Source organism: Litchfieldia salsa (genome assembly GCF_900104555.1).
Lineage (GTDB): Bacteria > Bacillota > Bacilli > Bacillales > Bacillaceae_L > Litchfieldia > Litchfieldia salsa.
In genome coordinates, this window is sequence record NZ_FNJU01000003.1 from 403997 (window position 1) to 430920 (window position 26924).

Genomic DNA, 26924 nt, shown 5'->3' on the forward strand with positions numbered 1-26924 from the left:
GCATGTAATGTAAAATGAAAAATCTTCCAAAGAAGAATTTCAATAGATTTAGAGAGTTCTCAGGAAAGGAGGTAATCAGATGGGATACATTGAAGATTTACGTAAACTTGTAGGAACTAGACCTCTCATTTTAACTGGAGTTGCAGTAATCGTCCTTGATCAACACAAGCGCTTGTTAATGGTACAAAGCGATGGTATGTGGAAAATACCAGGTGGATTTATAGAGATGGGAGAAACTGCTGAAGAAGCTGGAATTAGAGAGATTTCTGAGGAAGCAGGGATGAATATTAATAATCTTCAATTACTTGGAGTTTTTTCTGGGAAGAATTTTTTCACCAAACTTCCTAACGAGGACGAATACTATCCTGTTACCATCGCATACACAACTAAGAACATACTAGGAGGATCTTTAAAACCGGATGGAATAGAAACTCAACAGGTTGAATTTTTCGATTGGGAATCACTTCCCAAGGCTTTAAGTACACGAGATAAAGAGATACTTCAGTGTTATAAAGGAAAGGATGTGAATTAATTTATGGAGACTGTTGCTTTTTATATTGAAGAACCCATTAAAATAAACCAAGAGTTTATGTACAATCAAATCGTCGGACTGAGCCAATATCGTGCAATAGTTATAGGCCCATTCTCCAATCACAATAATACTCAATATCAGTTTAACGATTATTATAATTTAAGTGATATTCAAGACCTTAAAGCCTTTTTTGATAAACAAAATGTAGTTGCTATACACGCTCATCAAGGTAAACATTCTAAGAGTATACTTCCAATTGCTACTAAGTATGATATTCCTTTGATTGTTCATTTTCGAGGACGTGATTCTTCTACCCAAACTGAAAAGAGATTTCTCAAAAATAAGAAACGTTATGATTCTTTAATCCAACATGGAGCAGGTTATTTTGCTGTATGTCAGTTTCTGGCGGAGGAGTTAAAAAAACTAGGATTTCCAGAAAATAAAATCCATGTATTATATGGTGGTCTTGATCTGAATCTATATCCATTTACTCAACGTTCCATACCTAATGAAGGTGAAATCAGAATTATATCCGTTGCCCGACTTGTCGAGAAGAAGGGATTCCTTACACTTATAAAGGCATTCAACTTGATTCACCAAGAATACCCAAGAGCAACTCTTACTATTATTGGAACAGGTAAAGAAGAAGAAAAGATTTTAAATTGTATCAACGAATATCAATTAAATGACTGCGTTTTTCTTAAGGGAGCGTTGGATTCTGGGCAAGTATCCAAAGAATTAAGAAACTCTCACCTATTTTGCCTTTCAAGTGAAACAGGTTTAGATGGGGATGTCGAAGGAATTCCTAATGCATTAAAAGAAGCGATGGCAAGCGGATTACCGGTAATATCCACCTATCACGGTGGAATTCCTGAATTAATTGACCATAAAAGAACGGGTTTTCTAGTACCTGAAAAAGATTATATATCTCTTGCTCAAGGTATTAAATACTTTTTAAACAATCCAGGTGTATGGGAAGATTACACAAAAATGGCAAGAAAGGTTATTGAAGAAAAATTCGATATAAAAAAACAAACCTTGGAACAGCAGAGGTTATATGGCTTAATAACGAATAAATATGATGGAAGAGGTGGAAATGACGAATGACAGTAGAAAACGAATCGAAGAACCATACAAAAGTTCCAGTTCAATATATACAAACATTAAGAGGTGGAACAGCACATGTGATCCTCTTTAACGATGGCAAGAAATATGTTGTTAAGTGGAACGCTACTAAGAAAGACAGGGGAAGAGAAGTTGTCAATGAATATATAATAGGTAAACTAGCAACACTTTTCTCTCTTCCAGTGATCCCCTTTGAGATTGTTTACATCTCAAAAGAGTTTATCGAAAATACGCCTGAATTAAAATCTAATAAAAATAATTATCTTTCTGGATATCAATATGCTTGTATCTATATTGAGAATACGCTCGTGTTCGAGGATGTAAGACAAGATCCACCATCAAAGTCTGAAATAAAAAATCGAGACATGCTTGCCGGAATCACTGTATTTGACCAATGGGTAAACAACAGTGACCGAGGAACAATGAATGTCCTATTTGAACCTCTCGTTGAGGGAGGTTATTATGTCCATATGATTGATCATGGAAGATGTTTTCCAGGTCGTTATCAATGGTCTGCTCAAACGCTTAGTCAAATGCCGGAATATAATTTCCATTGGCCTTTTTATAAATGGGTATATAGTAATCTCCATGATGACAATGAACTATCATCGTTTGCAAAGAAAATAGTTAATATGCCAAATAACTTAATCTATGAAGTTATTCAATCAATCCCCCAAGAATGGGACGTAAACACTGAAGACCGAGAATCTCTCTATATATTTTTATTAAAACAAAAAGATGAGCTACCTAATATTCTTGAAAAAATAGCTATTTATCGCAACACACTATAATGGAATAATGTCAAGCTGACCAATAACAAGGTGCCTGGCACCACTCGGATATTAATACTGGGTGGTGCCAACTACCACCAAATAAAAAAAGGAGTAAATCACTCCTTCTTTTCCATCTCGGTTATAAAGCTGTCATTTCTAATTCCCGATCTTCTTATAAATGCCTTAGCTTCAACATTAATAACCGCTCTAGAAAATTCCTCATCCCACTTATCTTCTACTTCTTTAAACTTTTTATAATCGCTCCGTTTTAAGTCTTCACCAAACCCAAATATATCAACACCGTATTTATCCTGAACTTTTTCGATGGTTTCTTTAATTTCTTCTTCAATAAATTTCGATAAGCTTTTTTCATGTTCTTTATACGTGCTCATTTCTGTTAGTAACATTCCACATTGTGTACCTTGTAAATTAGCCTCCGCTTTAATTTCAACATTAATTACTGGAGTATCTCCTTCATAATTGACCTTTCTTTCGGGTTTCGAGTGGGTAATCTTCAAATCGATATATTTATTTTTATCTTCTTCTTTCTCAGAACAAGGGACTGTAACCGTTGTTTTTTCTAATTCCCTTACCCAGAGAAAGTTACGTGTATCTTCTATATCTAAAAATCCTAATAAAGAATCATTTTTGAACACAGCCATTCCTTCAAACACAACTTGAGCATCTAAATCCGTTTTTTTATTATTTTCTGTACTATAGCCTTTTTCAGGATTTCCTTCTATCGTCACTGCAGCAGCAACTGGATGTCTTCCTTTCGAAACAAATCCTTCGATAAAGTCGGTAAGTCTCAAATGAGGGTCTCCCCCCCATTCTTCGAAAAACGTTTCTGCTTGATAATGAATTTTTAATGAAGGACTTTTACGAACTGGATAGACTGTTTTAATGATGTCGGAAGCTTTAACTCCTTTTGCCACAATAATATTAAAATCATTTCGTATCTCACCACTTCTTTCTAAAAAATCAAAAAAGCTTACAATTCCTTCTTTAGCAATTTTTTCATCAATAATTACTACTCGTGTATGGGAATAAATTAACTTTCTGACGAACCCTTTATTCATTTTATCCGATAATTCTGATATCGAATCACCTTCCAAACTATAAACGATTCCAGGTGTATCTCCCATTCCACCGCCATGTGCGAACTCGGATGCGTTAATAACTTCAACTGATAACTTAAATTTCTTCTCCTTCCCTTTTTCAATAGCCATCCCACTTACAATAGAAACTTCATTTAATTCCACACTGTCCCAACAGCCTGTTAAAAACAACAAAAATAAGCTATTTAAAAGGAATATTCTCTTCTTCATGTAGATCCACCTTCCTTCGGTTTTGGAGGTGAAGGGTTGTCAGCATGTTTCTTCTTAACAGGTGCTTTTGTTTTTAAGTAAGAAGGTCTTTTCTTGTTTGCCCAAATTGGTAGTCGGAGAAATACATCCTGCTGATCTTCCATGAGAAGAGGAGCCACAGGTGTTAAGTAAGGAATACCAAATGAACGAAGGCTAGTCAGATGTATAACCATCAATACAAGGCCAAGAAGCACACCATATAAGCCCAAAAATGCAGCAGCCAAAATTAACACAAACCTTAACAATCTTGTTGCAATTGAAAAATTATAAATGGGCGAAACAAAGCTAGCAATGGCTGTAAATGCAACGATGATAACCAGAACGTTTGATACAAGTCCTGCTTCAACTGCTGCTTGTCCTAATACCAATGCACCTACAATCGAGACGGTTTGACCAACGGCTCTTGGCATTCTTATCCCCGCCTCTCTTAACACTTCAAAGGTAAGCTCCATTATGAAAATTTCAACAACTGCAGGAAATGGAACTCCCTCCCGTTGAGCTTGTACACTAATTAATAATTCTGTTGGAAGTAATTCATGATGAAACGTTGTAATCGCAACATATAATGAGGGTAAAACAAGCGCTATCATGAATGACATATAACGGAGTAACCTAATAAAAGTTGACATGAAAAAGGGTTGATAAAAATCCTCTGATGACTGGAAGAAATCCGTGAATACTGTTGGTACAGCAAGAATGAAAGGACTTCCATCAACAATGATCGCAATCTTTCCTTCGACAAGTTGGGCGGTAATGCTATCAGGTCTTTCAGTACTATAAGTTAATGGAAATGGTGTAAAGGTTTTGTCAACAATATACTCCTCAATATTTCCTGAGTCCAGTATTAGTGCTGCATCAATTTGATTGATTCTCTTTCTTACTTCTCCAAGAATATCCTCATTTGTGATTCCGTTGATATAACCAATTGCTACAGCTGTTCTTGTGTCCTTGCCAAGGATATATCGTTCAAATTGAAGGTTTTTGTTTTTTAATCTTCTTCTAATTAAGCTAATATTCGTTGATAAAAGCTCTGTAAAACCTTCTTTTGGACCTCTAATAATGGTTTGAGTTGATGGCTCTTCAATCGATCTTCTATCTTCATTAACTACTTCAAATGCGATAGCTGTACTTACACCATCAATCATGATGACAACAAAACCTGATAAGATATTCCATACAACTTCATGTAAATTCTTACAATAGGCAAAGGTTAATCCTGAAAAAAAATCTTTTCGAAATTGTTCAATGGTTTCTTCAGTTATTTTTACATCACCATTTTCATTAACTTGGTCTAATGGCTTATAAATTTGGTCGGTTACTTTATCTTTACCTACCATTGTATCTAAATAACAAACGAATCCTTTTGTTTCAGTTAGAGTAATTTCCTCAATTTTAAAATCCATAGGATTTCCAAAGGATTTTTTAATTTTCTCTTTATTTTCCTCAATACTGAAAGATAGTTCCTCATGTTTATCGTTAGTAACTAATTCTTCATCTGTTGACTTGTTGCTATGTTTATTTTTTCTACGTTTAAATAAACTTCCTCGGTTATTCATCAGTCCCCACCTTCTTATCTTTTCGTCTTGTCTTCCATAGTAAAATAGGAAGAATTAGCATCGGAAATATATATTGAAATGGGATATGAAGGTAAAAAGGAACAAACACTAGTCCCTCTTCAATATGTTCCGCAAAATTATGGGAAACTGTAATAGATGTAAAGGCAATAATCGTCCCAATGGGAAAGATAAACATACGGTATGGAATTGAAAAAACATGTTCTAGCCCTTTCAGACCTGCAAAGAAGAAAATACTAACCTTCACAATAATTCCAAACATCACTACAAAGACAATGACCAAATCAACACGTTCGATAAAACGCAGCAATGAGATTTCACGGGCAGCAGATAATAATGGAAATGTTGCTCTGGTCTTCATTTCAGGGCCTAGTGTCGTAATTAAAATAATCGAAGTGAACGCTAACATAAACCCTGAAAATGCTACAGAAAAGATACTTACCTTATTTGCATATTTAAAATTTGATACATAAGGGATAATGACCATAAATGTGATTAACTCTCCGAAGGGAAAAGTCATTAAACTAGGGAAAATGGCTTTCAAAACAGGCCCAAATCCATCTGCCATAATCGGGAATAAGTTATCAAATTCCATTTCTCCTGAAAAAAGAATGAAGAAGCCCACAAGTACAATAAATGAAAATACATATGGTAAGAATATTTCAGATGTTCTACCTAGTACTTCGATTCCCAAATATAGCATATAGACGATAACCAACATGATTGTAATCGATAGTATTTCGATCGGTGTTATTTCAAAAATAGTTGAAACGATTAATTCCCCAAAATCTCTTAAAATCCTCGAAGCTATATAAAAGAAATAAATTATGTACAGAATAGAAAAAACTTTACTTACATACTTTCCAAAGCAAAATTCTAAAATTTCAAAAAGGTTACAACCTTCTCGTTTTTTTAACATAAAATTATATAAGATAATCATAGCTATTCCAATTCCTGTTGATAATAAGATTGCAATCCATGCATCCTGCTTGGCATCATTTCCTATTCCAACAACAACTGCACTACCCATCTCAAATACAAATATCAAGATGAACAGTTGCCATAGAGAGATTTTTTCTGTTAACTTCGGTATCATTTTTTATACCTCACTCAATCTTGTTCCAATTTCTTGTTTTTCCTTAAACGATAATCTACAAATATTGAATATACTAATCCTGAAAAAGCAAAGTAACTTACAAGATAACGTCTAGTTTCTGCCTCTGGAACTATATTTTGCATAAGAGCCTGTAATAAGCTAATCTCATAAAAATAACTATCAATCATTCCTAAAATAACAGTTAAAATACTAATAATAAATAAAAATGAAACTGTGACCAAGAGTTACTCAACCCTTTCATCCAACAAATCCCTCTTACTAAAATTATTACCATCTTCCAAAGGTATTATGTGTTTTAATCCTATCTAGAAAAATCTTCAGCTTTATTCCTATTTAAGTAGCACAAAAAGGCGTGAAAAGGTTTCACACCCAATAGAAGGTAGATTTAAAAGTTCTGTATGAAGACTACCCCTCTTTTAACAAACTTTTGTGTATCCAGATAGCGGCTTGCATTCCATCACCCATGGCGATTGTTACTTGCTCGGAGTGTACGGCTATATCACCAGCAGCCCAAATTCTAGGGTGACTCGTTCGTTTTGTTCTTGAATCCACAATAATATGCTTGTTTTCCATTCTTTCAACTGAAAGTTCTTTAACCAAATCAGTTTTGACTTTATTTCCCCCAAAGCCAATAAAGCCTTTTTCAGCATTAATTACTTTACCTGAGACCAATGTTACACTTTCAATCTCTTTTGGGTTTTCTGATGGTTGTACACTTTCAATAGGTTCGTTGATATATTCTATCTCCTTATTTGCTAAGGTTTCCTTGAGCTCTTGATTAATTTCAACTCCATCATGATTTATGTAAGTTACAGAATTGGTCCATTGTAGTAAAGTAATTGCTAAGTTAGCACCGGTTGAGCCGGAACCTAAAACTACAGTCCTCTTATTTATCACTTCATAGCCATCACAATCTGGACAAACATAAATAGATAAGCCTAAACAAGGTAGGATATGAGTGATCTCTGGTAATCGATCCATTACACCAGTTGCTAATAAAACTTTCTTAGCTTTATAAACCCTCCCTGATTCACAAGAAACTTCAAGAAAGTCTTTTTGATCCTTGATAGCTGTTACCGTATCTGCTAAAAAATTAACCCCATAGCTCTCAGCCTGCATTCTACCAAGACTTCTAAGTGTTTCACCACTCACACCATTGGGCCAGCCTAATATATTGTGATAGTTTCGGCATAATGTAGATCTACCATGATTCGAGTCAATTACTGTAGTTTTATGCTGATATCTTCCAAGTTGAATACTTGCTTGAAGTCCGGCAATTCCTCCACCAATCACAATACAATCATATGTTGTTTCCATACAAACACCTCTTTTAGTTAATACCATGTGTTTATCTTCTGTAAAAGAAAATAGGGATATACAATATTAGACTGCTGAAGCTTGATTATTTTTACGATAAAAGACTAAAAAGAGAGCATAAGCCCTCTTAAATAGTTACTTGTTGTCTATCAATTGTTTTTTGTTCTTGATTAATTGTCTTGATGATGTCTCTGGCAATCCATACACCACATGCACTTGCTTGTGCTAGTCCGCGAGTAATTCCTGCACCATCCCCGCCAACATAAAGACCCGAGATTTCCGTTTCGAATTTATCGTTTAATTTAGGTCTAGCAGAATAAAACTTCGCTTCTACACCATAAAATAATGTATGTTCTGATGCTAATCCAGGGGACACTTGGTTTAATGCCTCTGTCATTTCAATTAAACTTTTCATCGTATTATATGGAAGTACTAACCCTAAATCACCAGGGACAGCCTCTTTTAGTGTTGGTTCTAAAAACCCCTCTTTTATTCTTTTTTCTGTTGAACGTCTTCCTGTAAGAATATCGCCATATTTCTGTACAATCAATCCTCCATTAGAAAGGCTGTTTGCAAGCTTAGAAACTTCATGAGCATATTCGTTTGGCTTGTCAAACGGATCAGCAAATTTATGTGAAACTAGAAGAGCGAAATTTGTATTGTTACTACCTAATTTAGGATCTTTATATGCATGACCATTAGCAAGCATAATCCCAGAGTGATTTTCGACAACTACATGACCAGCAGGATTGCTGCAAAATGTGCGAACCTGAGTACCAACAGATGTGTTATATATAAATTTCCCCTCATATAAATGTTCGTTAATTTCCTCCATAACGATATTTGAAGTCTCAACCCTAACACCGATATCTACTTGATTATTGATCATACCTAGACGTCTCTTCTTAAGTATTTTAGACAACCAGGTGGAACCATCTCTTCCTGGGGAAACAACTACTTTTTCTGCAGTTAACTTTTCCCCAGATTTTAACTCAATTCCAATGATTTTATGCTGACCATTCACTTTTTCAGTAATGATATCCTCTACTTCTGCTTTATACTTCATATCTATTTTTTGAGCTAAATATTCATAGATGCTCTTTAAGATTTCTAGGTTTTGTTCTGTGCCTAAATGCCTTACTTGTGCTCTAAGTAATTTCAAACCTGCAGCATATCCACGTCTCTCAATATCACGAACCTGTTCTGTTAAAGGGTCAGTAATTGATTCTGTCGCTCCATGCTCTAAATTAATGCTGTCTACATATCTTATTAATTCAACAACATCGGAATTAGATAAATAATCCGTCATCCACCCACCAAATTCACTCGTTATATTAAACTTTCCATCAGAATATGCTCCAGCACCACCAAAACCATTCGTAATTGAACAAGCTGGAAGACACCCTGCGAATTCTTTCCTTCCTGCTGCAGGTGGACATTTTTCAATCTTCTTTTGAAGAATAGGACAATGTCTCTTATAAATGTCATGACCTTTATCTATTAATAAAATATTTGCATATGGCATTTTTAGTGTAAGTTCGTAACAAGTGAAGATTCCTGCTGGACCAGCACCAACAACAATAACATCATAAGATTGTTTCATAATTATTCCCCCATACAAATCTAATAAACTAGTACTTCATTTTTAACCCTTGGTTAATATAACAAATTGAAATATGCTAGTCAATACTTTTTACGAACATTTATAATATAAGTTATTATAATGTTCGTGTTTTGAAAAGTTAAACCTTGGTTTTCATAAGAATTACTTTAGATATATGAAGGAAATCTATAAAAATATGAAAAAGCAGTCCAAAAAATTGGACTGCTTTTTTTATATGGTTTTGCTATTAATTATAATTTTGTAACGTTAGCTGCTTGTGGTCCACGGTTCCCATCAACGATTTCAAAAGAAACTTCTTGACCTTCATCTAGAGATTTAAAACCTTCTCCTTGGATTGCTGAGAAATGTACGAATACATCATCTCCGCCTTCTACTTCGATAAATCCGAAACCTTTTTCACTGTTAAACCATTTCACTTTACCATTTTGCATGAATTTTGCCTCCTAAAATTAACACACAATTCATTTGTGCATTCAAAAAATTAACCAGTTCCACCACTCGCATAATTTGATACATACATTCACGTACTTGTTATGTAATAAGCTACACAAAAGAAACGTTTTCATTCTATCTATCTTTAAGCTAAACGTAGTAAACGGTCGTATTAATCATATCATTCATGATTGGAAGAGTCAACCAGGTAACTCAAAAAAGTAATCGGTTACATTGTATCTCTCCTGCCGTTTGATGAAGATTAAAAAAACTAATAAGCCCAAAATTCTGGACCCATTAGCCTATGTTTTTATTTAAATAAGTGAAGAAATTGCCCATATCCTTCTTCTTCAAGTTTTTCCTTTGATATAAAACGCAGTGCAGCAGAATTAATACAATATCTTAACCCTGAAGGACCTGGCCCATCATCAAATACATGACCAAGATGTGAATCGGCTTCTTTACTTCGTACCTCTGTTCGGATCATACCATGACTAACATCTTTTTTTTCAACAACCTCTTCTTCTTCAATAGGTTTAGTAAAACTTGGCCAACCACAACCTGCATCATATTTATCTTTAGAACTAAACAGCGGTTTCCCAGAAACAATATCAACATAAATACCTTCTGCTTCATGATTCCAAAACTCATTTTGAAAAGGAGGTTCTGTCCCATTTTCTTGCGTAACTTTATATTGCATCGGTGTTAAATCTTCTTTGTTTGTCTTCATCTATTGACGTCCCTCCAATGTTTTTCAATGAAACCTGCTCTCCCTGATCCAATACTATACCGATTATAATGGGCAGGATTTTTTTTATAATAGTGTTGATGATATTCCTCTGCTTCATAAAAGGGTGATGCAGCTAAAATTTGGGTTGCAATTGGACTAGAAAATCTGCCGCTCTCACTTAATTCCTTCTTCGATTCTTCTGCGAGTTGTTTTTGGTCATCATTATGATAGAAAATAGCTGTCTTATAAGACCCACCTCTATCATAAAACTGGCCACCTGCATCAGTAGGGTCAATTTGTTGCCAATACAGGCTAAGAAGCTCAGTGTATGGGAATAAATCTGGATTATATGTAATTTGTACAGCTTCAAAATGCCCAGTTGTTTCGGAACATACCTCTTCATAGCTTGGGTGTTCTTTCCAGCCACCAGTATAACCTGAAACAACCTTATGAATACCAGGCATTTCATCAAAAGGTTTTACCATGCACCAAAAACACCCTCCAGCAAAGGTAGCCAGTTGTAGGTTTGTCAATTTCACTCACTCCTTTTTAATACCTTGTATATCTATTATAATTCTCATACGTTTACAATCCAATCATTTTGCTTCGTTTATAGTTCTTCTACATCTTTATTAATAAGCTGTAACATTTTATTGGGGAAATCCGTGATTATTCCATCCACATTTAATTTAATCAGTTCTTTCATTGTTTTTTCATCATTAATGGTCCAGTAGTGAATCGCGATATTTCGTTCACGCATTGTATTAACTAATCTTTCAGTTGCTAGATCAATATGCCCAGCCTTTACTGGAATCTGGACTGCGTTCCGCTTTAATGGATAGATTCTATCTAAATGGAGTTTATGAAGAAACACATAAAATTTAAGAGTTTCAGCTCCAGTTCCAATAGGTACTTTTCCCTCTGTGCTGTTGGCGAAACGTTTAATACTTTCATCATTAAAGGAACCGACAATTACTTTCTTTTTTAATTTATACTTTTTTATTAATTTGGCAACCTTTTTCTCGACTTTTGGATTAGTATCTTTTATTTCAATAACAAACGAGGTATGTTTTATTTCCTGAAACACTTCTTCAAGTGTTGGTATTTGAATTCCACGATTTCGAAAAGGATAACCTCTCTTTTCCATTTTTAGACGATAACCCGCGTCGAATTCTTTTAGTTGATCTAATGTCAAATTAGATACAAGACCAGTTCCATCTGTTGTTCGGTCAACCGTTTCATCATGAATCACAATTAACTCTTTATCCTTGGACATTCTTACGTCTAATTCGATTGCATCAACGCCCAATCGTTCTGCCATTTTAAAGGCGTATAAAGTATTCTCAGGTGCAATTCCTGCCCCACCCCTGTGTGCAATAACTAGTGGAGTCTCATTAGATTTATTAAAAGTCGTTTCTCTTTGCTTATTTACAGGAATAAGTTGCAAGATATAAAACAGAGCACCTATAAAAAATAATACTACCAATAAGCGATGCAAAGGTAAAAATAAACCAACACGATGATTAATCTTCATGCTCTGACTCCATTCAGTATAGTTTAAGTCTATTATGTCGTAATCGCTAAATATTATGTCCATATCAATTCACAGTTTATGTAACATGTAACATTATGAATATGAAAGAAAAAAGGCATTATGACAAACAACTACTACTTTCAAGTTACATCATAAATTAATAGGATTTAGGGAATAGTAAATAAGGGAGGTGAATCCATTGTCCAACGCGTATTTATGTCCAAACTGCAAAACCAATCGAACAAGATTCAATATTATTCAACAAGTTGCAAAAGCAGTAAAAGTTGATAAAGTAACAGGAGATATTTTAGAAGAATTCGGAGAAGATATTGGTCCATTACATATGCCATATCGTGGTCCTAGTTATAAGGTTCAATGTGGGGTATGTGGGTTAGTAGAAGATGAGATCTCATTTATAAAAAGGGCCCAAAACCACCAATAAGAACATATTCCATCATTCAATAATAAAAGAGGAGTGAATGAATTTGCTAAAGTTAAAAAGATTAATTATTATATTTTCATCTATTTTATTATTAGGAGCTTGCCAAGCTGAAAACAATGATACACCGAAACCGAATGAATCGACTGGGAATGGCGGAGGAATGAATAGTAGTAGTGGTGGAAATAGAGGGTAAGACTAATATGTAATCATTAAAAACCAGTACCCCATTTAAAGCGATGTACTGGTTATTTGTTTTTTAAAAATAGTTATCGTATTCTACCTCATTCAACTGGGACAATCAAACTAAAACTAATATCATCATTTTTCAAGTTGAATGTTTCAACCCTTACATTTACATCACTCTTCAGTTGTAAATCAGTGATTGATGCGTAGACAGATTGCTCCGCAGCATCAATCGTTATCCAGCCTGGAAGGGCATAATTGTCACTAATATATCTAAGTACAAATGATACTGGTAATTGAACATTTCCAACAGAGATTGACTCCTGTTCTAATAGTAAATCACCATTTTTTTGAGGAATAGGTTCAAATGTCATAACAAGATCAATCTCCTTTCCAAATGCAGGTATTGATCCTATTAGCATGACTTTTTCAGTAAGTAATACTTTATAGTTCAAGATTTGATCTTTAAACTCAGCTTCTAAATAATGATTGATTAATTTTGTTAAGTCTTTCTTATTCGTGACAACTGTTAAATCTATATCGTTGATACTACTAATTTCACTATAATTATTATAATCCTCAGTTTTCTTCTCAGGTATGAAGAGAAATAAAATAAATGTACCGATAATCATTGAATTTATAATCATAGTTCCTAAAAATAATTTTTTCCAGCTGATTTTCATAATCATACCCCTTACTTACGAAACCAATTAGTTCGCTTGATCCAAATACTCATGGATTCGTTGACTAATTAACTCATAGCCACGTGTATTCGGATGAAAATCGTCACTATATAATAAGATTTCGTTGCTGTTCTTAAAAATATCTTCAATCTCAACAAAAGTTGTATCATCATATTGCAGTAATACTTCTTGTGTAACCTTATTCCATTCTGTGATTACTCTTTCAATATCACCAAAAATATCACCGATATGAATAAATGGATTATAAAGCCCAACGACATAAATTTGAGAATCTTCATTTATGCTTTTGATTTTTTCGATAATTTGCTTTAAGCGCTGCTCATAATTATTCCGTTCAACATTAAATGGTTCATACGTTAAATTCATGAAATTATTCTGGACCACTTGCATGATATCATTTCCACCAATTGTAATGATAATAGTATCCGAATTAACAATAACCTCAGTAGGAATGTCATTCTTTATTCGTTGAAGCAGATCATTAGAAGTGTGCCCTTCAACTCCAAAATTAAAAATTTCCACAGAACTTATATCATTTCTTCCTTGTATATGTCGCTTTAAAAATGATGTATAACCCCCATTATTAGTTATATCACCTACCCCCTCTGTTAATGAATCACCAATAGAGAGTATTTCCATTTCCTTTGGAAAAAAAGATGAAGGTACATTATCCTTTTTTAACAAAAGTACGTTATGATAAACATTCCTTGAGAAATTATTATTTGAAGTTTGTGTAGAACAAGCGGTTAAAAGCAATACAGTGAATATGATGAATATTCGTACCATTTTAATAATGTCACCTACCATTCTGACAATCTATAACCAATCTATAGCTAATTTTATAGTATTATAGCACAAGTTTTTTTGAGTATTCATTTCATTAATCAAAAAAAGACACCATTAGGTGCCAGTTTTCTTAATCATTTTAGTATATTCAATATGATTTGCAGCAGTCAAATTAACTTGGTGAATTGTAATTTCAGGATTACTACCAACTCTGATATTCACACCAGTCTGTCCTAATCCCTCACTAATATAATAGGGTTTTCCATCTTGATAATGTAAACCTTTAATGATATTTAACCTTGCTAATTTCCCCATTTTCGCCAGATGGTAAGGCTTAGGCCAATGAATTTGACCACCATGAAAATGCCCTGATAATAAATAATCAAAAGGATATTTCTTCATATTTAGCACTATATTTGGATCATGAGTTAAAACAAGATTGTAGCCTTGTTTTAAATTGTTATATGAAGCCTCCAGATTACTTCTCTTCGTGCTTGCATCGTCAATTCCAATAATATTTAAAATTGAATCACCAATTGGTAATCTAATATGTTCATTTTGCATTGTCTTACATGAATGTTCCTCTAAAGTTTTTCTTAACGATTCAAAATTTTTACCTTTCAGCACATAATCATGATTACCAAATACAGCATATGTCCCATGTGTAGGTGCTAACTTTTTTAAAATATTTAAATAAGGAATTAGTTTAGGAATGCTTCTTTTGCGGTCAAGAAAGTCACCTGTTAATGCAATTAAGTCAATTTTTTCATCTCTTAAAAGTTGATATAATTCATTCGGAGTGATTGATATATTCTCAAGATGTAAGTCTGAAAGATGAAGAATCGTTAATAATCTAGGCTTAATAAATTCCGTATGATGTTCTGTATTTATACTTACTCTATTTATTTTAACATTTTTTGTATTTTTATTAGCAATATAAATCATATATGAAAAGATAAAAAGAACGATTAGAATTACTGAAGTGTACATAGTACATCCCTCCTCTTTCTCATTATAAATAATTAGAGGAGAAATGACAGTGGTAATCGATGGATATTGCTTTGCTACTGTTTGTTGTACTTAGCTATCAATACATCTTTTGACATGACTAAATATTTTGGTGGACGATATAGTGAATTGGTTGTAATTCGATTTACTGTTAATAGATACATCGGTATAAATACAATTCGTTTTAAAAGACAATACCATTTATTATTTATAAAAAAGGTTTCAAAACCTAATCTCTCACACCCTTTGTTAAGCATCGATATTCCTATGATTCCTTTCATTTCATTATAACGAGGGTGGCTTTTAAGATGACTGGCTAGATCTGGCAATCCTTCAAGTACTTTTTTATAGATGAGTCTGGCTTTTTTCGTTTCACTCTCAATGTTATGAAGCTCTTTAAGTAACTTTACATTATGTAAATGTATTTTAATCATTAAATCATTTCTATTGACAACTGTTCCATCAGAAAGTTTCAACGGTAGTCCTTTATACCGGGTTAACCTTATACGAAAAATGGGTTGCTCCATTCCTTCCCCATTAAGATAATGTAGCCTTGTAAAGAAATAATAGATAGGGTCAAGAATTGTCCAGATAGAAATGAAATATAATCTCATCTTTACCATCATTTTGTTGTTACCCCTTTACTTAATCACTTTTGAAAGCCTAGATATTAAAAGTATCTATTTTTTCGATTAGATTATTTAAGGGAATTATAGGGAGTATAAATTAATCAATTGCAACTGAAAATATAATTATTACTTCAAAAAGGAGAATCTTAATGAAAAAGGTACTATTTATGCCTTTTTTACAAATCCCTTCAGGCCATCATCAAGTAGCTGATGCCCTTACAGAAATTATTTCAAAAATGGATCAATCAATAAAATGTGAAAAAGTCGATATTCTAAATTATAGCTATGGAAGAGTAGAAAGAATGATATCAAAAATTTATATTAAATGGATCCATTCATTTCCGAAAACATATCACTGGATTTACCATAAATTAGTTTGTGATAACTTAGAAAAGGACAAGCATTATCACTTATATGAATTTCTATTCTTACCCTTTGTAAAAAGGTTAATTCGAGAAATTAAACCAGATTTAATTGTTTGTTCACACGCTTTACCTTCTTATATGTTAAATAAACTAAAACACGATAAACTGATTGACACACCGGTAATCAATGTATATACAGATTATTTCATTCACAGTTTCTGGGGCACTAGCCATATTGACTATCATTTTGTTTCTCACTCTTCTTTAAGGACGCATCTTCTTGAAAAAGGAATTGATAAAACTAGAATCTTTGTTACAGGCATTCCAACACATCCAGCCTTTCATAAAAAGATAAAAGAAAAAAGGTCCTTAAGAAATTGTACAGTGATGGGAGGAAGTCTAGGGGTAGGAGTGATTGATGAGTTATTACCTAAATTGGTAAATAGTAAGAATATGACATTTACAGTTTTATGTGGAAAAAATAAAAAGCTTTTTGAAACGATAAGGAAACTTGGTAATAAAAAAATCAAAGCTTATGGTTATATTACAAATAGAAAAGAAATGAATAAAATTTATGAAAATACAGATGTGGTTATTACCAAACCTGGTGGTATTACTATAAGTGAATGTTTGACTAAAGGGATCCCAGCCTTAATTTACCATACTTTACCAGGTCAAGAAAAAATTAACCTTAATGAATTGAGTTCTTATCAACTTGTTTTTAAATTTGATCATTGGAAAGAGATGGATAGTATTGAGGAAGGAATTTATGAATTCTTTCGAGAACATCAAGGCTTGCGGACATTTTCAAACAATTTAAAACAATTTCAAGACACCCTAGAAAAACAATCTTTAGAATCTATACTTAAAGAAATCTTATATTCATAAGAAAGGAAGTCAATACATGCAAAAAAAACCGGAGCATTCAAACCACAAAGTTTCAGAGGAGAACAATGATTTAAATGAAATGTTGGAATGTGAAACCTATTTCGGAAAAGACTTTTTTTGGAATGAATTAGAAATGATTGTTGTTGATGGTGTAATTGGGAGTAATGATGACTGAACCTAAGAAAAACCAGTAATCTCTTTAATTTAAACAATTAATGATTATTGGTTTTTCATTTTAATTATAAAGTTTTTATTTTTTTAACTATTTCATCATAAGGAGTATCCTCGACTCCACTATAGCTGTCGACCACTTCTCCATTTTGATCTATGATATAAAATGATGTTCCATGCATAACTTGTACTTGATTTTCTGGCTTAGAAACTAGTGTTGCAAATTCTTCTTTTGCAAAAGATTCAATTTCCTCCTGAGTATAACCAGTTAAAAAGTGCCAATTACTGAAATCCGCATCAAATTTGCTTGCAAATTCAGTCAATACTTCAGGTGTATCTGTTTTGGGATCGACTGAAAACGAAACAATCTCGGCCTCTACCCCTTCGTCTGCCAACATTTGTTGTAGTTTTGCCATATGGGCTGTCATCGGCGGGCAAACAGTGTCACAATTAGTGAAAATGAAATTAGCCAACCATACCTTGCCTTCTAAATCATCTGAGCTAAATTCATTTCCAGATTGATCTGTGAACGTGAAATTCATTTGATATTCTTGTGACTTTGAATTACATGCTGAAAGAAAGATCAAGCACAAAAAAAGAGTATACATAATATATTTTTTCATTATAATGATACAACTCCTACTATTTACATTTACTATGGATTTTATCAGAACTAAGCAGTAATTAAAAGCTAAAGATGCTAGCAACATTGATTCCAAACGATAACATATCTCCTATCTTGTATTCATATAATGGACAAGGAATGCATTGGAGGGATATAAATTGAATTCAAAAAGTGACTGGTGCAGCATAGAACAAGAGGTCAAACAAAAATGATGACCAAACCTATGCTGAATCTCGTATTGATATTTGTGGGGGCAATACTTCAAGGAATTGCTATGTCTATTTTTCTCTTTCCACATAACATTCCTTCTGGTGGTGCCGCTGGATTAGCCATTATCCTAAATCATTGGTTTCATATACCATTAGGGTTTTCCCTTTGGATTGTAAACTTCGCCTTTTTAATATTGGCATTACAATATTTTGGATATACATGGACACTAAGAACGATGTTATCAGTAACAATCACCTCGGTAACTGTTAGTATGATTACTTCCGGGATACTCTCTTATGATAGGATATTCTTCATTGATATTTTAGTTGGCAGTATTCTTTTCGGTATAGGTGTTGGCTTGCTTATTAGAAATGGAGCATCAAGTGGTGGCATGGTAATACCCGCTCTAATGATTGCGAATAAATACCAGTGGCCACCCGGGAGAGTAATGTTGTGGATGAACTTTTTGATCTTTTTATTTACAGCTACTGTTGTAGACATAAGAATTGTGATGTATGCAATCATTTGTCAGTCAATTTCAACCAATATTATTGATTTTATTTATCATTTTACTGTTCCTTCATTTGCAAGTCACAGTTTTGGCTGGAGGAAAAAATAAAAGACATTACCTGATTAGATACATAATAAACCACAATCAATAAGGTAATTAATGATTAGATTCACTGAATCTTTAAGACTATGTTTATCAGTTTCGATGACTAATTCTGGGGAATCAGGTTCTTCATAAGGAGAACCAATTCCAGTGAAATGTTGAATCTCACCATTTCTAGCCTTCTTGTATAGTCCTTTAGGATCTCTAGTTTCACATATATTTAGAGGACATTTAACATAGATTTCAATAAACTCATCATTGTTAAACATTGTTCTAACTGTTTCCCTATCTTCTTGAAATGGGGAAATAAATGCCGTCGATACGATCATTCCGCCATCAACGAATAACTTAGATACTTCACCAATTCTGCGTATATTTTCTTTACGATCATCATTATTAAAACCAAGTCCTTTGTTAAGACCCTGTCTAATATTGTCTCCGTCGAGCACATAGCTTCTGACACTTAAATCATATAATTTTTTATCAATTGCATTTGCTAAGGTTGATTTTCCTGAGCCTGATAATCCTGTGAACCAAAGGACACAGCTCCTATGATTGTTCAAACGGTGTCGATCAACTTTCGTGACTGTTGATTTGTGCCAAATAATATTTTCTTTTATATTCATGATTTTCACCCTTTAAATCTTTGTATAGGTTTTTTGCATCCCTTTTATGAGGACTTCAACCACTTCTGCTCGACTAAATTCCTTTGGAGGGACCAGACCTTTCTTTAACATTTCTCTGACTTTTGTTCCTGATAATATAACATGATCTTCTTTATCATGTGGACATGTTTTAGCTGAAGCCATATTTTCACATTTCGAGCAATAAAAACTATGTTCAAAGAATAATGGTGTGATACCTAGCTCATTTTCCGAAAATGAACTAAAGATTTTTTGCGCATCATATGTTCCATAGTAATTCCCAACACCAGCATGATCTCTTCCAACAATAAAATGTGTACAGCCATAGTTTTTTCTAACAATCGCATGGAAAATAGCTTCTCGTGGGCCTGCATATCTCATTGCCGCCGGAAAAACTGACAGAAATACTCTGTCTCTTGGATAATACTTTTTTAAAAGTACTAAATAACTCTCCATTCTTATATCACTAGGAATATCATCTTGTTTCGTTTCACCAACAAGAGGATTTAAGAATAGTCCATCAACGGTTTCTAAAGCAGTTTTTTGAATATATTCATGTGCTCTATGAACTGGATTTCTCGTTTGGAAACCAACGATTGTTTTCCAACCCAATCGGTTGAAAACACTTCTTGTCTGCTTAGGATCTAAATAGTATTTCTCGAATTTAGATTTAATTGGTCTTTTTACTAATGTAATGGGACCTGCCAAATAAACATTCTCTCGCTCATATAATTTTTGGACACCCGGGTGTGCTTTATCAGTTGTTTGATATACTTTAAAAGCTTCGATTTCTTTGTTTGGAGTATATTTTTCTGTTACTGTCAATGCCCCATAAATTACATCATTTTTAACAAGATGTACTTCATCTCCAAGTTCTATATTTTTTGCAACCATTTCATTGACAGGTAATGTAATTGGAATGGACCAAGCTTCCCCTGTTGATAATTTCATTTTCCCTAGAACTGCTTCATAATCCTTTTTTCCTAAGAAACCAGTTAATGGACTATATGCTCCAATAGCGATTAATTCAAGATCACTTAAGGCCATCTCATCTAATTCTATTTGCTGTAACCCTGGTTTTAATTTATATCTCTCATTTATTCTGTTAACCAGACTTCCGCCATGCGGTTTACTTATTGTCACATTCATTACCTCCTCATAATTTCAAGTTTTTACTTATCAAGATGCAAACCACATTCTGTTTTTTCATGATTTGACCATCTTCCCCCGCGTAGATTATCATCAAAAACAGGTTGTGTACAAGGTTCACAGCCAATACTCGGGTAATTCTTGTCATGTAATTCATTATAAGGTAAGTTGTTCAAGTGAATATATGTCCATACGTCGTCCCAAGTCCATTCAATAAGGGGACAAATCTTTACCAGTTTAAATTTTTCGTCTTTATTGATAAATTGCAAATGTTTTCGAGCTGGTGATTGATCTTTTCTTAACCCCGATACCCATGCCAAATTATCAGATAATACTTCTTTTAATGGTTCTACTTTTCTTATTTGGCAACAAAGATCTGGTCTACTTTTCCAAAGTTCATCACCATATTGATTCTTTTGTTCTAGTAGGGTTAAATTCGGTTTTTTTAACTCAATTTTCAGTTTTGGATATCTGCTCTTAACTTGATCGATTAATTTATAGGTTTCTTTAAAATGTAACCCTGTATCAAGGAACACTATTCTAGCATCTTTTTTTACTTTATATATTAAATCAATTAACACCATTCCTTCTGCTCCAAAACTACAAGCATATACAACATCCTCATCACCATATGTTGTATATGTCCATTTCAACAGTTGAAAATAGTCTTTAACTGATTGGTTTAAATTAGAGACTTCTTCCTCTTGCCATGTATTAAATGTAATTAATTCACTCAAACAAAAAGCACTCCTTCCTTTGAAGGTTAAAATTCATCTTAGCGGTGGAAAATCAAGTAGAATAAGATCATTATTTTTGACCTTTACTTTATTCATCGAATTAATACTCCCGACCGTTTTAATCGAAATAAGAGCTCTTATCCATGAGCCGTGGCCAAAGACTATGACATTCGAATAGTCGTTATATACCTCTATAAAACGAAGAACTCTCTTTTCAAAATCGATTAAAGATTCTCCCAAGGTCAACTTTTTAGGTTCCTCAGTCCATAATACGGGATAGTCATTTAAGAGAGTAGATTTTGGCACCCCTTCATATTCACCAAAATTCAATTCATCCAATAGAGGTTCAATTTTAAATGAAGTATACCCATAATTTTCAGCAGTTTCCTGGGTACGAATCAAAGAACTAGTTAAAACAATGTCTGCAGGTTCAACCTGGCTTAACTTCTTCCTATTTTGATCGATTTCATATTGGTTTTCGCTTGTTAATGGCAAAATAGGGATATTTCGACTTCCTTGAAGTACCCCTTTTTGATTCCATTCTGTAGGCAAGTGCCTTATAACGGCGATTTGCATTGAATATCCTCCAAATAAAATGTTTCACTACGTAATCCTCTTCTTTGTGCTTCTAAAACAAGAGCATCTTGAAGTTTTACATTGCCTAAATTCACATTAGCACCAAATGAGTTAATAAAGAACATTTGATTTTTTGGTGTTGGAGCTTCAAAGATCACTCTATTTATATCAACATTTTTGGTCATTTCTTCTATTAATTTATCCTTAACCTTACCATTCCTATCATAAATACCAGCTGTTCCAGAGTCTCTACCTTCAGTAATCACATATTTACATCCAGCATCTAATAAAAGATTAATTTCATCCTTCCATTCTGATATAGGAAGATCTTTTTCTGCATCCTTTGATCCTACTTCACCAAGAACATAAAATTCTTTTTTTAGTTTATTTATTAATGTAAGTCTTTCTTTAAGGGAAATGTCTAAAGTTCCATTGGAGACTTCAATCCATTCAATTCCCAGTATCTTCAATTTACTTACATATTCATCCAATCTTTGTTGGTAGTAACATTTTTCGAATAATGTTCCTCCAAAGTAAGGTTTGATATTATATTCCTTATATAATTTGATTTTTTCTTCAATATTTGGTGTAACATATGCGCAACCTATACCGATCTTTGCAATATCAATAAATTGGTGAAAGTCATTTAATATGTTTCTTAATTCCCCTATCGGAGTTCCAAAATCTGCGATTGAAGTTATTCCATACAATCGATTTTTCAAGGTTCTATTTGGTAAGTCCAAAAACTCCATCGTGATAAGCGCCTCCTTTGCTTTACAGTTCATATGTTATTCATCTACTAGGAAAGGGTGTATAGAATAGGCTTTTTTAATAAAAAATAAAACAATTGTTAACTTTAACTTACAAAATTTACAACAGAAGATGATTTTTAACGAGGTATAGACGGAAGACAATAACGGAAAGATACAAATGTATTAAATTTGTGTATAAGGAGTTGCAAGTTACTTGTCCAGTCAAAAAAATACAGGAATGACAATAGTAGCGATTGGCTCAATTCCCCTGATCCTTGTACTAGGTAATTCAATGTTAATCCCAATTTTACCGCAAATGCAAAAAGAACTTGGAATTAGTCAATTTCAAGTAAGTTTAGTGATTACTGTATTTTCAGTCGCAGCCGCCATTTCAATTCCGATTTTGGGGTATCTTTCAGACAGATTTTCTAGAAAAGCAATAATAGTACCAGCCCTCACACTCTATGGTGTAGGTGGCTTATTAGCTGGAATGGCCGCATCTTGGTTTTCAAATCCATTTATGTGGATCATGGTAGGAAGGGTCATGCAAGGTATTGGTGCTGCTGGTACCGCCCCCATCGCTATGGCTTTGACAGGAGATTTATATAAGGGCGGACAACAAAGTAAAGTTCTAGGACTCGTTGAAGCATCTAATGGGTTTGGAAAAGTCATATCACCTATAATCGGTTCATTATTGGCCTTGCTATTTTGGTATGCTGCATTTTATGCATTTCCTATTTTTTGCTTAGGTTCTATCCTACTTACAATGTTTTTTGTAAAAGAAAAGAACCAAAAAAAAGAACCGCCTCCTTTCGGAAAATACTTCAAGGGACTCATAACAGTCTTTAAAAACGAAGGAAGATGGCTGTTTACCGCTTACTTAGCAGGAGCAACCTGTTTATTTACTTTATTTGGGATTTTATTCTATCTTTCAGACATTCTCGAAACCGTACATAAAATTGACGGTTTAATAAAAGGAGCAATTCTTGCAATTCCTTTACTATTTATGACAACAACCTCCTATTTTACCGGGAGTAAGATTGGGAAGAATATGCCTTTAATGAAAAAGTTAATTATATTTGGTTTAGGCTTTATGACAATATCTTTTTCAACCTTAATCTTTTTTGAGTCACTTGTCCCATTCATTGCCATCTTAGTCATAAGTAGCGTCGGTACAGGTTTAGTATTACCATGCATAAATAGTCTAATTACAGGGTCTGTAGATGCATCAAAAAGAGGGTTTGTGACTTCTCTTTATGGGTCTGTACGATTTCTAGGAGTGGCAGTTGGACCTCCTATTTTCGGTTGGCTAATGGCCTGGTCTCGAACAGGGATGTTCTTAATCACAGCATCATTGACCTTAGTTGTTGGATTGCTTTGTATGGCTTTAATTCACGTTAAAAAGAAAAAACCAAGTGAGAATACTAAGGATTCTCTCTTTAATAAATTACAACTTACTTAGTCGTTTTAAGGAGGAAAATCAAGGTGCAAATCTTTTTATCACCAGAATTAATGACACAAGAATATCAAATTATAAATGTAATTAACCAAAATGAGAAAGCAATTGGCTATGTTACGTTCCTGATTGATGAGAAAAAAATGTATGTTTATGGCCTATGTGAAGAAGAAGGTGTTAGTGAGGATTTTAAAGACCTTATAAAACCTTATATACAAGGGATGTCAAAGGCGAAACCTGAATTAGATGTATACTCTTATATTTCAATCGGTGGAAAAAAGCTTGAAATTGGGGATTCCAAAAGCGAAAAGTAGTGCTTATGGCTGTCACATTGTTGACAGCCATAGCATGTTATTAAAAAGTAAAAAAGCAATCTTTCTATAGTGGCTAATAACAAAAGTACCTTGGGTTACTTTTGACTGTTATCACCTTCTGCAAAATACATAAAGCCAATTGCACCTTCCCCAGTATGGGTGCTGATTACCGGTGTAGTATACTCAATTGTTATATCATTAAACCCAGTTAAATCGAAGATCGATTCTTTTACTTTTGATGCAAGTTCATAAGCCTCGGCATGTACAATACTTACGGCTTTAATCACTTTTCCTTTTGTATCTTCGGAGAATTGATTAGTTAAATACTTTACAATTTGTGATTGACTTCGCACCTTCGCAGTCGGAGTATAAACCCCGTCAGCTAATGAAGCAATAGGCTTAATATTTAATAGTGATCCTATCATCGCTTTCCCTCTACCAATACGACCACCTTTAACAAGGTTGTCCAACTTATCAACTACTACGAATAAATAAGTATTATCTCGTATCTCATCGATTTTTTTAATAATTTCTCTACTTGAAAAACCATCTTCAGCCATTCTATTAGCCTCAAGCACTTGATAACTTAACGCTTTAGATATAAATTTGGAATCAATCACCGTAACTTTTGTTTCAGTGATTTGTGCTGCACTTTCAGCAGAACTTACAGTTCCACTCATACCACTGGTCATATGTATTGAAATAATCTCACTTCCATCCTGCCCTAGTCTGTCATAAACTTCAACGAACTGACCAACAGCTGGTTGAGAACTTTTTGGTAACTCTTCACTATTCTTCATCTTTTCAATAAATTCTTTCGGTGATATGTCTACTCGATCTAAATAGGTCTGATTATCAATCGTTATAGATAAAGGTACAATCTCTATATTTAATGATTTTGCTAAGTCTAGAGATAAATCCGAAGTCGAATCAGTTACAATTTTCACCTTACTCATAAATCCACTTCCCTACCTAAGTATGCCTTTTTACTATCATTATACTATAAAATATTAAAATTTAAACTTTCTACCAAAAAAGAACTTGTAGTAAAGAGTAAAAAAAAGACTTACCCAAAGCCTAGACCAGGATAAGTCTTGATAATAGATCAATTATATGTAGGCGGGTGCGTAGTCTTCCGCCTTATAAATTAAATTAGCAAATTAAATAAGATACTTTCTTTGTTCACTTCAGTATATTTAAATCCTTTTTTAACTAATCTTTGAATAAGTTGACTATAGTCTTCACGTTTTTTTAGCTCTATTCCAACCAATGCAGGACCTTTATCTTTGTTATTCTTTTTTGTATATTCAAAACGAGTGATATCATCTGTTGGTCCTAAAACCTCGTCCAGAAATTCCCTTAATGCACCTGCTCTTTGAGGGAAATTTACAATAAAATAATATTGGAGACCTTCGTATATCATCGATCTTTCCTTAATTTCTTGCATTCTACCTATGTCGTTATTACCACCACTCACAATACAAACAACCGTTTTCCCTCGTATTTCATCTTTATAAAAATCCAATGCAGCTATCGGTAACGCGCCTGCTGGTTCTGCAACAATAGCATTTTCGTTATATAACTCTAGAATTGTCGTACAAACTTTTCCTTCTGGAACTAGCAGAATATCATCCAAAACATTCCGACAAATCTCATACGTTTTCTCTCCAACAGTTTTAACTGCAGCACCATCTACGAATTTATCAATATGATCTAAGCTGATCAATTCGCCTTGTTTAAGTGAACTCTTCATACTCGGAGCACCAGCAGGTTCAACCCCAATAATCTTAGTTAAAGGAGAAATACTCTTCATATAAGTACTAACCCCAGAGATGAGACCTCCTCCACCGATACTAGCAAAGACAAAATCGATTGGTTCTTCACAATCATTAAGAATTTCAACAGCAACGGTTCCTTGTCCTGCAATAACATCGTGGTCATCAAAAGGATGAATAAACGAACTCTTTTCTTCTTCACTACACTTAAGTGCTTCTATATAAGAATCATCAAAAGTATCGCCTACTAGAATTATTTCAACATATTCCCGACCAAATAACTCAACCTGAGACACTTTTTGTCTTGGTGTAGTTGATGGCATAAATATTTTCCCTTTAATCTTTAATGTTCTGCAAGAATAAGCTACACCTTGAGCATGGTTTCCGGCACTTGCACAAACAACTCCATTTACTAGCTCTTCTGTAGGGATGTTTTTGATTCTATTGTAGGCACCTCTTATTTTAAAGGAACGGACGACTTGTAAATCTTCACGTTTTAATAATAAATTACACTCATATCTTTCAGATAATAATTCATTTCTCTGTAAAGGTGTGTGGCTTACAACGTCTTTTACAGTTTGATTAGCTCTAATGATATCTTCAACCTGTACTTTTACAGACGTTTGTTTTACTTGTTGAGTCATAAAATTCCACCCAAATCCTTTCAAAATGTTTTTAAGCTATTACTGCAATGCAGTTTTATTTAATTTGTAAATTATAACATGAATTTAAGTCGAATATATAAAATTTTCAAATTTTTTTCATTTCTCAT

The 26924-nt window shown here is 33.6% G+C and carries 32 protein-coding genes; 10 read left to right on the plus strand and 22 right to left on the minus strand.

The annotated features are described in order from the left end of the window. Positions 1–79 precede the first annotated feature (79 nt). Genes BLQ56_RS08970 through BLQ56_RS08980 form a run of 3 tightly spaced genes read left to right on the plus strand, consistent with a single transcriptional unit; the run spans position 80 to position 2448 of the window. On the plus strand, positions 80–532 hold the full coding sequence (locus BLQ56_RS08970) for an NUDIX hydrolase (RefSeq protein ID WP_090852530.1): 453 nt from the start codon (positions 80–82) through the stop codon (positions 530–532). A 3-nt stretch (positions 533–535) separates the two neighbouring features. Continuing rightward, complete coding sequence (locus BLQ56_RS08975) at positions 536–1639, plus strand: glycosyltransferase (RefSeq protein ID WP_090852532.1); 1104 nt, start codon at positions 536–538, stop codon at positions 1637–1639. Beyond that, a complete protein-coding gene (locus BLQ56_RS08980) occupies positions 1636–2448 on the plus strand; it encodes a HipA family kinase (RefSeq protein ID WP_090852535.1) in 813 nt (270 codons plus the stop codon). Before BLQ56_RS08975 ends, BLQ56_RS08980 begins: the two co-directional genes overlap by 4 nt. A 98-nt stretch (positions 2449–2546) precedes the next feature. On the opposite strand, the gene BLQ56_RS08985 is transcribed toward BLQ56_RS08980, so the two are convergent. From BLQ56_RS08985 to BLQ56_RS09030, 10 genes are all read right to left on the minus strand, one after another. Then, the gene (locus tag BLQ56_RS08985; RefSeq protein WP_090852538.1) at positions 2547–3758 is read right to left on the minus strand and encodes a Ger(x)C family spore germination protein; all 1212 of its coding nucleotides are present in this window, start codon (positions 3756–3758) and stop codon (positions 2547–2549) included. Then, on the minus strand, positions 3755–5353 hold the full coding sequence (locus BLQ56_RS08990) for a spore germination protein (protein WP_090852540.1): 1599 nt from the start codon (positions 5351–5353) through the stop codon (positions 3755–3757). Before BLQ56_RS08990 ends, BLQ56_RS08985 begins: the two co-directional genes overlap by 4 nt. Next, on the minus strand, positions 5346–6467 hold the full coding sequence (locus BLQ56_RS08995; protein ID WP_090852543.1) for a GerAB/ArcD/ProY family transporter: 1122 nt from the start codon (positions 6465–6467) through the stop codon (positions 5346–5348). Before BLQ56_RS08995 ends, BLQ56_RS08990 begins: the two co-directional genes overlap by 8 nt. 14 nt (positions 6468–6481) lie before the next feature. Then, positions 6482–6709: a hypothetical protein gene (locus BLQ56_RS09000; RefSeq protein WP_090852546.1), complete on the minus strand. Its 228-nt coding sequence runs from the start codon at positions 6707–6709 to the stop codon at positions 6482–6484. Positions 6710–6893: 184 nt separating this feature from the next. Next, complete coding sequence (locus tag BLQ56_RS09005; RefSeq protein WP_090852549.1) at positions 6894–7805, minus strand: NAD(P)/FAD-dependent oxidoreductase; 912 nt, start codon at positions 7803–7805, stop codon at positions 6894–6896. A 127-nt stretch (positions 7806–7932) separates the two neighbouring features. After that, a complete protein-coding gene (locus BLQ56_RS09010) occupies positions 7933–9408 on the minus strand; it encodes an NAD(P)/FAD-dependent oxidoreductase (RefSeq protein ID WP_090852552.1) in 1476 nt (491 codons plus the stop codon). A gap of 251 nt (positions 9409–9659) precedes the next feature. Next, the gene (cspD, locus tag BLQ56_RS09015) at positions 9660–9860 is read right to left on the minus strand and encodes a cold-shock protein CspD (RefSeq protein ID WP_090852555.1); all 201 of its coding nucleotides are present in this window, start codon (positions 9858–9860) and stop codon (positions 9660–9662) included. Between the two features lie 311 nt (positions 9861–10171). Beyond that, positions 10172–10591, minus strand: a complete 420-nt coding sequence (gene msrB / locus BLQ56_RS09020) for a peptide-methionine (R)-S-oxide reductase MsrB (RefSeq protein ID WP_090852558.1) — start codon at positions 10589–10591, stop codon at positions 10172–10174. After that, positions 10588–11076 (minus strand): peptide-methionine (S)-S-oxide reductase MsrA, encoded by a 489-nt coding sequence (msrA, locus tag BLQ56_RS09025; RefSeq protein ID WP_238457229.1) that lies wholly within the window; start codon positions 11074–11076, stop codon positions 10588–10590. Before msrA ends, msrB begins: the two co-directional genes overlap by 4 nt. Before the next feature lie 125 nt (positions 11077–11201). Further along, the gene (locus BLQ56_RS09030; RefSeq protein ID WP_175490241.1) at positions 11202–12125 is read right to left on the minus strand and encodes a glycerophosphodiester phosphodiesterase family protein; all 924 of its coding nucleotides are present in this window, start codon (positions 12123–12125) and stop codon (positions 11202–11204) included. Positions 12126–12324: 199 nt separating this feature from the next. Between BLQ56_RS09030 and BLQ56_RS09035 the strand changes: the two genes are divergently transcribed. Together BLQ56_RS09035 and BLQ56_RS23440 are read left to right on the plus strand one after the other, a co-directional pair. Next, entirely contained in the window at positions 12325–12567 is a 243-nt protein-coding gene (locus BLQ56_RS09035) for a DNA alkylation repair protein (RefSeq protein ID WP_090852566.1), read from the plus strand. 43 nt (positions 12568–12610) lie between these two features. Further along, positions 12611–12760, plus strand: coding sequence for a hypothetical protein (locus tag BLQ56_RS23440; protein ID WP_175490242.1), 150 nt, complete (start codon positions 12611–12613; stop codon positions 12758–12760). A gap of 88 nt (positions 12761–12848) precedes the next feature. On the opposite strand, the gene BLQ56_RS09040 is transcribed toward BLQ56_RS23440, so the two are convergent. From BLQ56_RS09040 to BLQ56_RS09055, 4 genes are all read right to left on the minus strand, one after another. Further along, a complete protein-coding gene (locus BLQ56_RS09040) occupies positions 12849–13433 on the minus strand; it encodes a YpmS family protein (RefSeq protein WP_175490243.1) in 585 nt (194 codons plus the stop codon). A 27-nt stretch (positions 13434–13460) separates the two neighbouring features. Further along, positions 13461–14240, minus strand: coding sequence for a GDSL-type esterase/lipase family protein (locus BLQ56_RS09045; RefSeq protein ID WP_175490244.1), 780 nt, complete (start codon positions 14238–14240; stop codon positions 13461–13463). Positions 14241–14354: 114 nt separating this feature from the next. After that, positions 14355–15230 carry a metallophosphoesterase gene (locus BLQ56_RS09050; RefSeq protein ID WP_090852574.1) on the minus strand — a complete coding sequence of 292 codons (876 nt, stop codon included), beginning with the start codon at positions 15228–15230 and terminating at the stop codon, positions 14355–14357. Between the two features lie 74 nt (positions 15231–15304). Beyond that, positions 15305–15874, minus strand: a complete 570-nt coding sequence (locus tag BLQ56_RS09055) for a YkoP family protein (RefSeq protein WP_238457223.1) — start codon at positions 15872–15874, stop codon at positions 15305–15307. A gap of 152 nt (positions 15875–16026) precedes the next feature. Here BLQ56_RS09055 and BLQ56_RS09060 point away from each other — a divergent pair, with 152 nt between their 5' ends. Together BLQ56_RS09060 and BLQ56_RS23445 are read left to right on the plus strand one after the other, a co-directional pair. Then, on the plus strand, positions 16027–17130 hold the full coding sequence (locus tag BLQ56_RS09060) for an MGDG synthase family glycosyltransferase (RefSeq protein WP_090852577.1): 1104 nt from the start codon (positions 16027–16029) through the stop codon (positions 17128–17130). 16 nt (positions 17131–17146) lie between these two features. Continuing rightward, the gene (locus BLQ56_RS23445) at positions 17147–17305 is read left to right on the plus strand and encodes a hypothetical protein (RefSeq protein ID WP_175490245.1); all 159 of its coding nucleotides are present in this window, start codon (positions 17147–17149) and stop codon (positions 17303–17305) included. A gap of 64 nt (positions 17306–17369) precedes the next feature. Here BLQ56_RS23445 and BLQ56_RS09065 read toward each other — a convergent pair whose 3' ends face one another. Beyond that, positions 17370–17924, minus strand: coding sequence for an SCO family protein (locus BLQ56_RS09065; RefSeq protein WP_090852583.1), 555 nt, complete (start codon positions 17922–17924; stop codon positions 17370–17372). Between the two features lie 210 nt (positions 17925–18134). Here BLQ56_RS09065 and BLQ56_RS09070 point away from each other — a divergent pair, with 210 nt between their 5' ends. Then, positions 18135–18755, plus strand: a complete 621-nt coding sequence (locus BLQ56_RS09070) for a YitT family protein (RefSeq protein WP_338011846.1) — start codon at positions 18135–18137, stop codon at positions 18753–18755. A 14-nt stretch (positions 18756–18769) separates the two neighbouring features. On the opposite strand, the gene cysC is transcribed toward BLQ56_RS09070, so the two are convergent. Genes cysC through BLQ56_RS09095 form a run of 5 tightly spaced genes read right to left on the minus strand, consistent with a single transcriptional unit; the run spans position 18770 to position 22607 of the window. After that, positions 18770–19375, minus strand: a complete 606-nt coding sequence (gene cysC, locus BLQ56_RS09075; protein ID WP_090852586.1) for an adenylyl-sulfate kinase — start codon at positions 19373–19375, stop codon at positions 18770–18772. 12 nt (positions 19376–19387) lie between these two features. Next, positions 19388–20536, minus strand: a complete 1149-nt coding sequence (gene sat, locus BLQ56_RS09080) for a sulfate adenylyltransferase (RefSeq protein ID WP_238457224.1) — start codon at positions 20534–20536, stop codon at positions 19388–19390. Between the two features lie 29 nt (positions 20537–20565). Continuing rightward, entirely contained in the window at positions 20566–21279 is a 714-nt protein-coding gene (locus BLQ56_RS09085; RefSeq protein WP_090852592.1) for a phosphoadenylyl-sulfate reductase, read from the minus strand. Positions 21280–21312: 33 nt separating this feature from the next. Then, positions 21313–21855 carry a histidine phosphatase family protein gene (locus BLQ56_RS09090; RefSeq protein WP_090852595.1) on the minus strand — a complete coding sequence of 181 codons (543 nt, stop codon included), beginning with the start codon at positions 21853–21855 and terminating at the stop codon, positions 21313–21315. Beyond that, positions 21837–22607, minus strand: coding sequence for a phosphosulfolactate synthase (locus tag BLQ56_RS09095; RefSeq protein ID WP_090852598.1), 771 nt, complete (start codon positions 22605–22607; stop codon positions 21837–21839). Before BLQ56_RS09095 ends, BLQ56_RS09090 begins: the two co-directional genes overlap by 19 nt. A 238-nt stretch (positions 22608–22845) precedes the next feature. Between BLQ56_RS09095 and BLQ56_RS09100 the strand changes: the two genes are divergently transcribed. Beyond that, positions 22846–24069 carry an MFS transporter gene (locus BLQ56_RS09100; protein WP_238457230.1) on the plus strand — a complete coding sequence of 408 codons (1224 nt, stop codon included), beginning with the start codon at positions 22846–22848 and terminating at the stop codon, positions 24067–24069. Between the two features lie 23 nt (positions 24070–24092). Continuing rightward, entirely contained in the window at positions 24093–24377 is a 285-nt protein-coding gene (locus tag BLQ56_RS09105) for a hypothetical protein (protein WP_090852604.1), read from the plus strand. 95 nt (positions 24378–24472) lie between these two features. On the opposite strand, the gene BLQ56_RS09110 is transcribed toward BLQ56_RS09105, so the two are convergent. Next, entirely contained in the window at positions 24473–25333 is an 861-nt protein-coding gene (locus tag BLQ56_RS09110; protein WP_090852607.1) for a DegV family protein, read from the minus strand. Between the two features lie 191 nt (positions 25334–25524). Beyond that, complete coding sequence (gene ilvA / locus BLQ56_RS09115; protein WP_090852610.1) at positions 25525–26796, minus strand: threonine ammonia-lyase IlvA; 1272 nt, start codon at positions 26794–26796, stop codon at positions 25525–25527. Between the last annotated feature and the right edge of the window lie 128 nt (positions 26797–26924).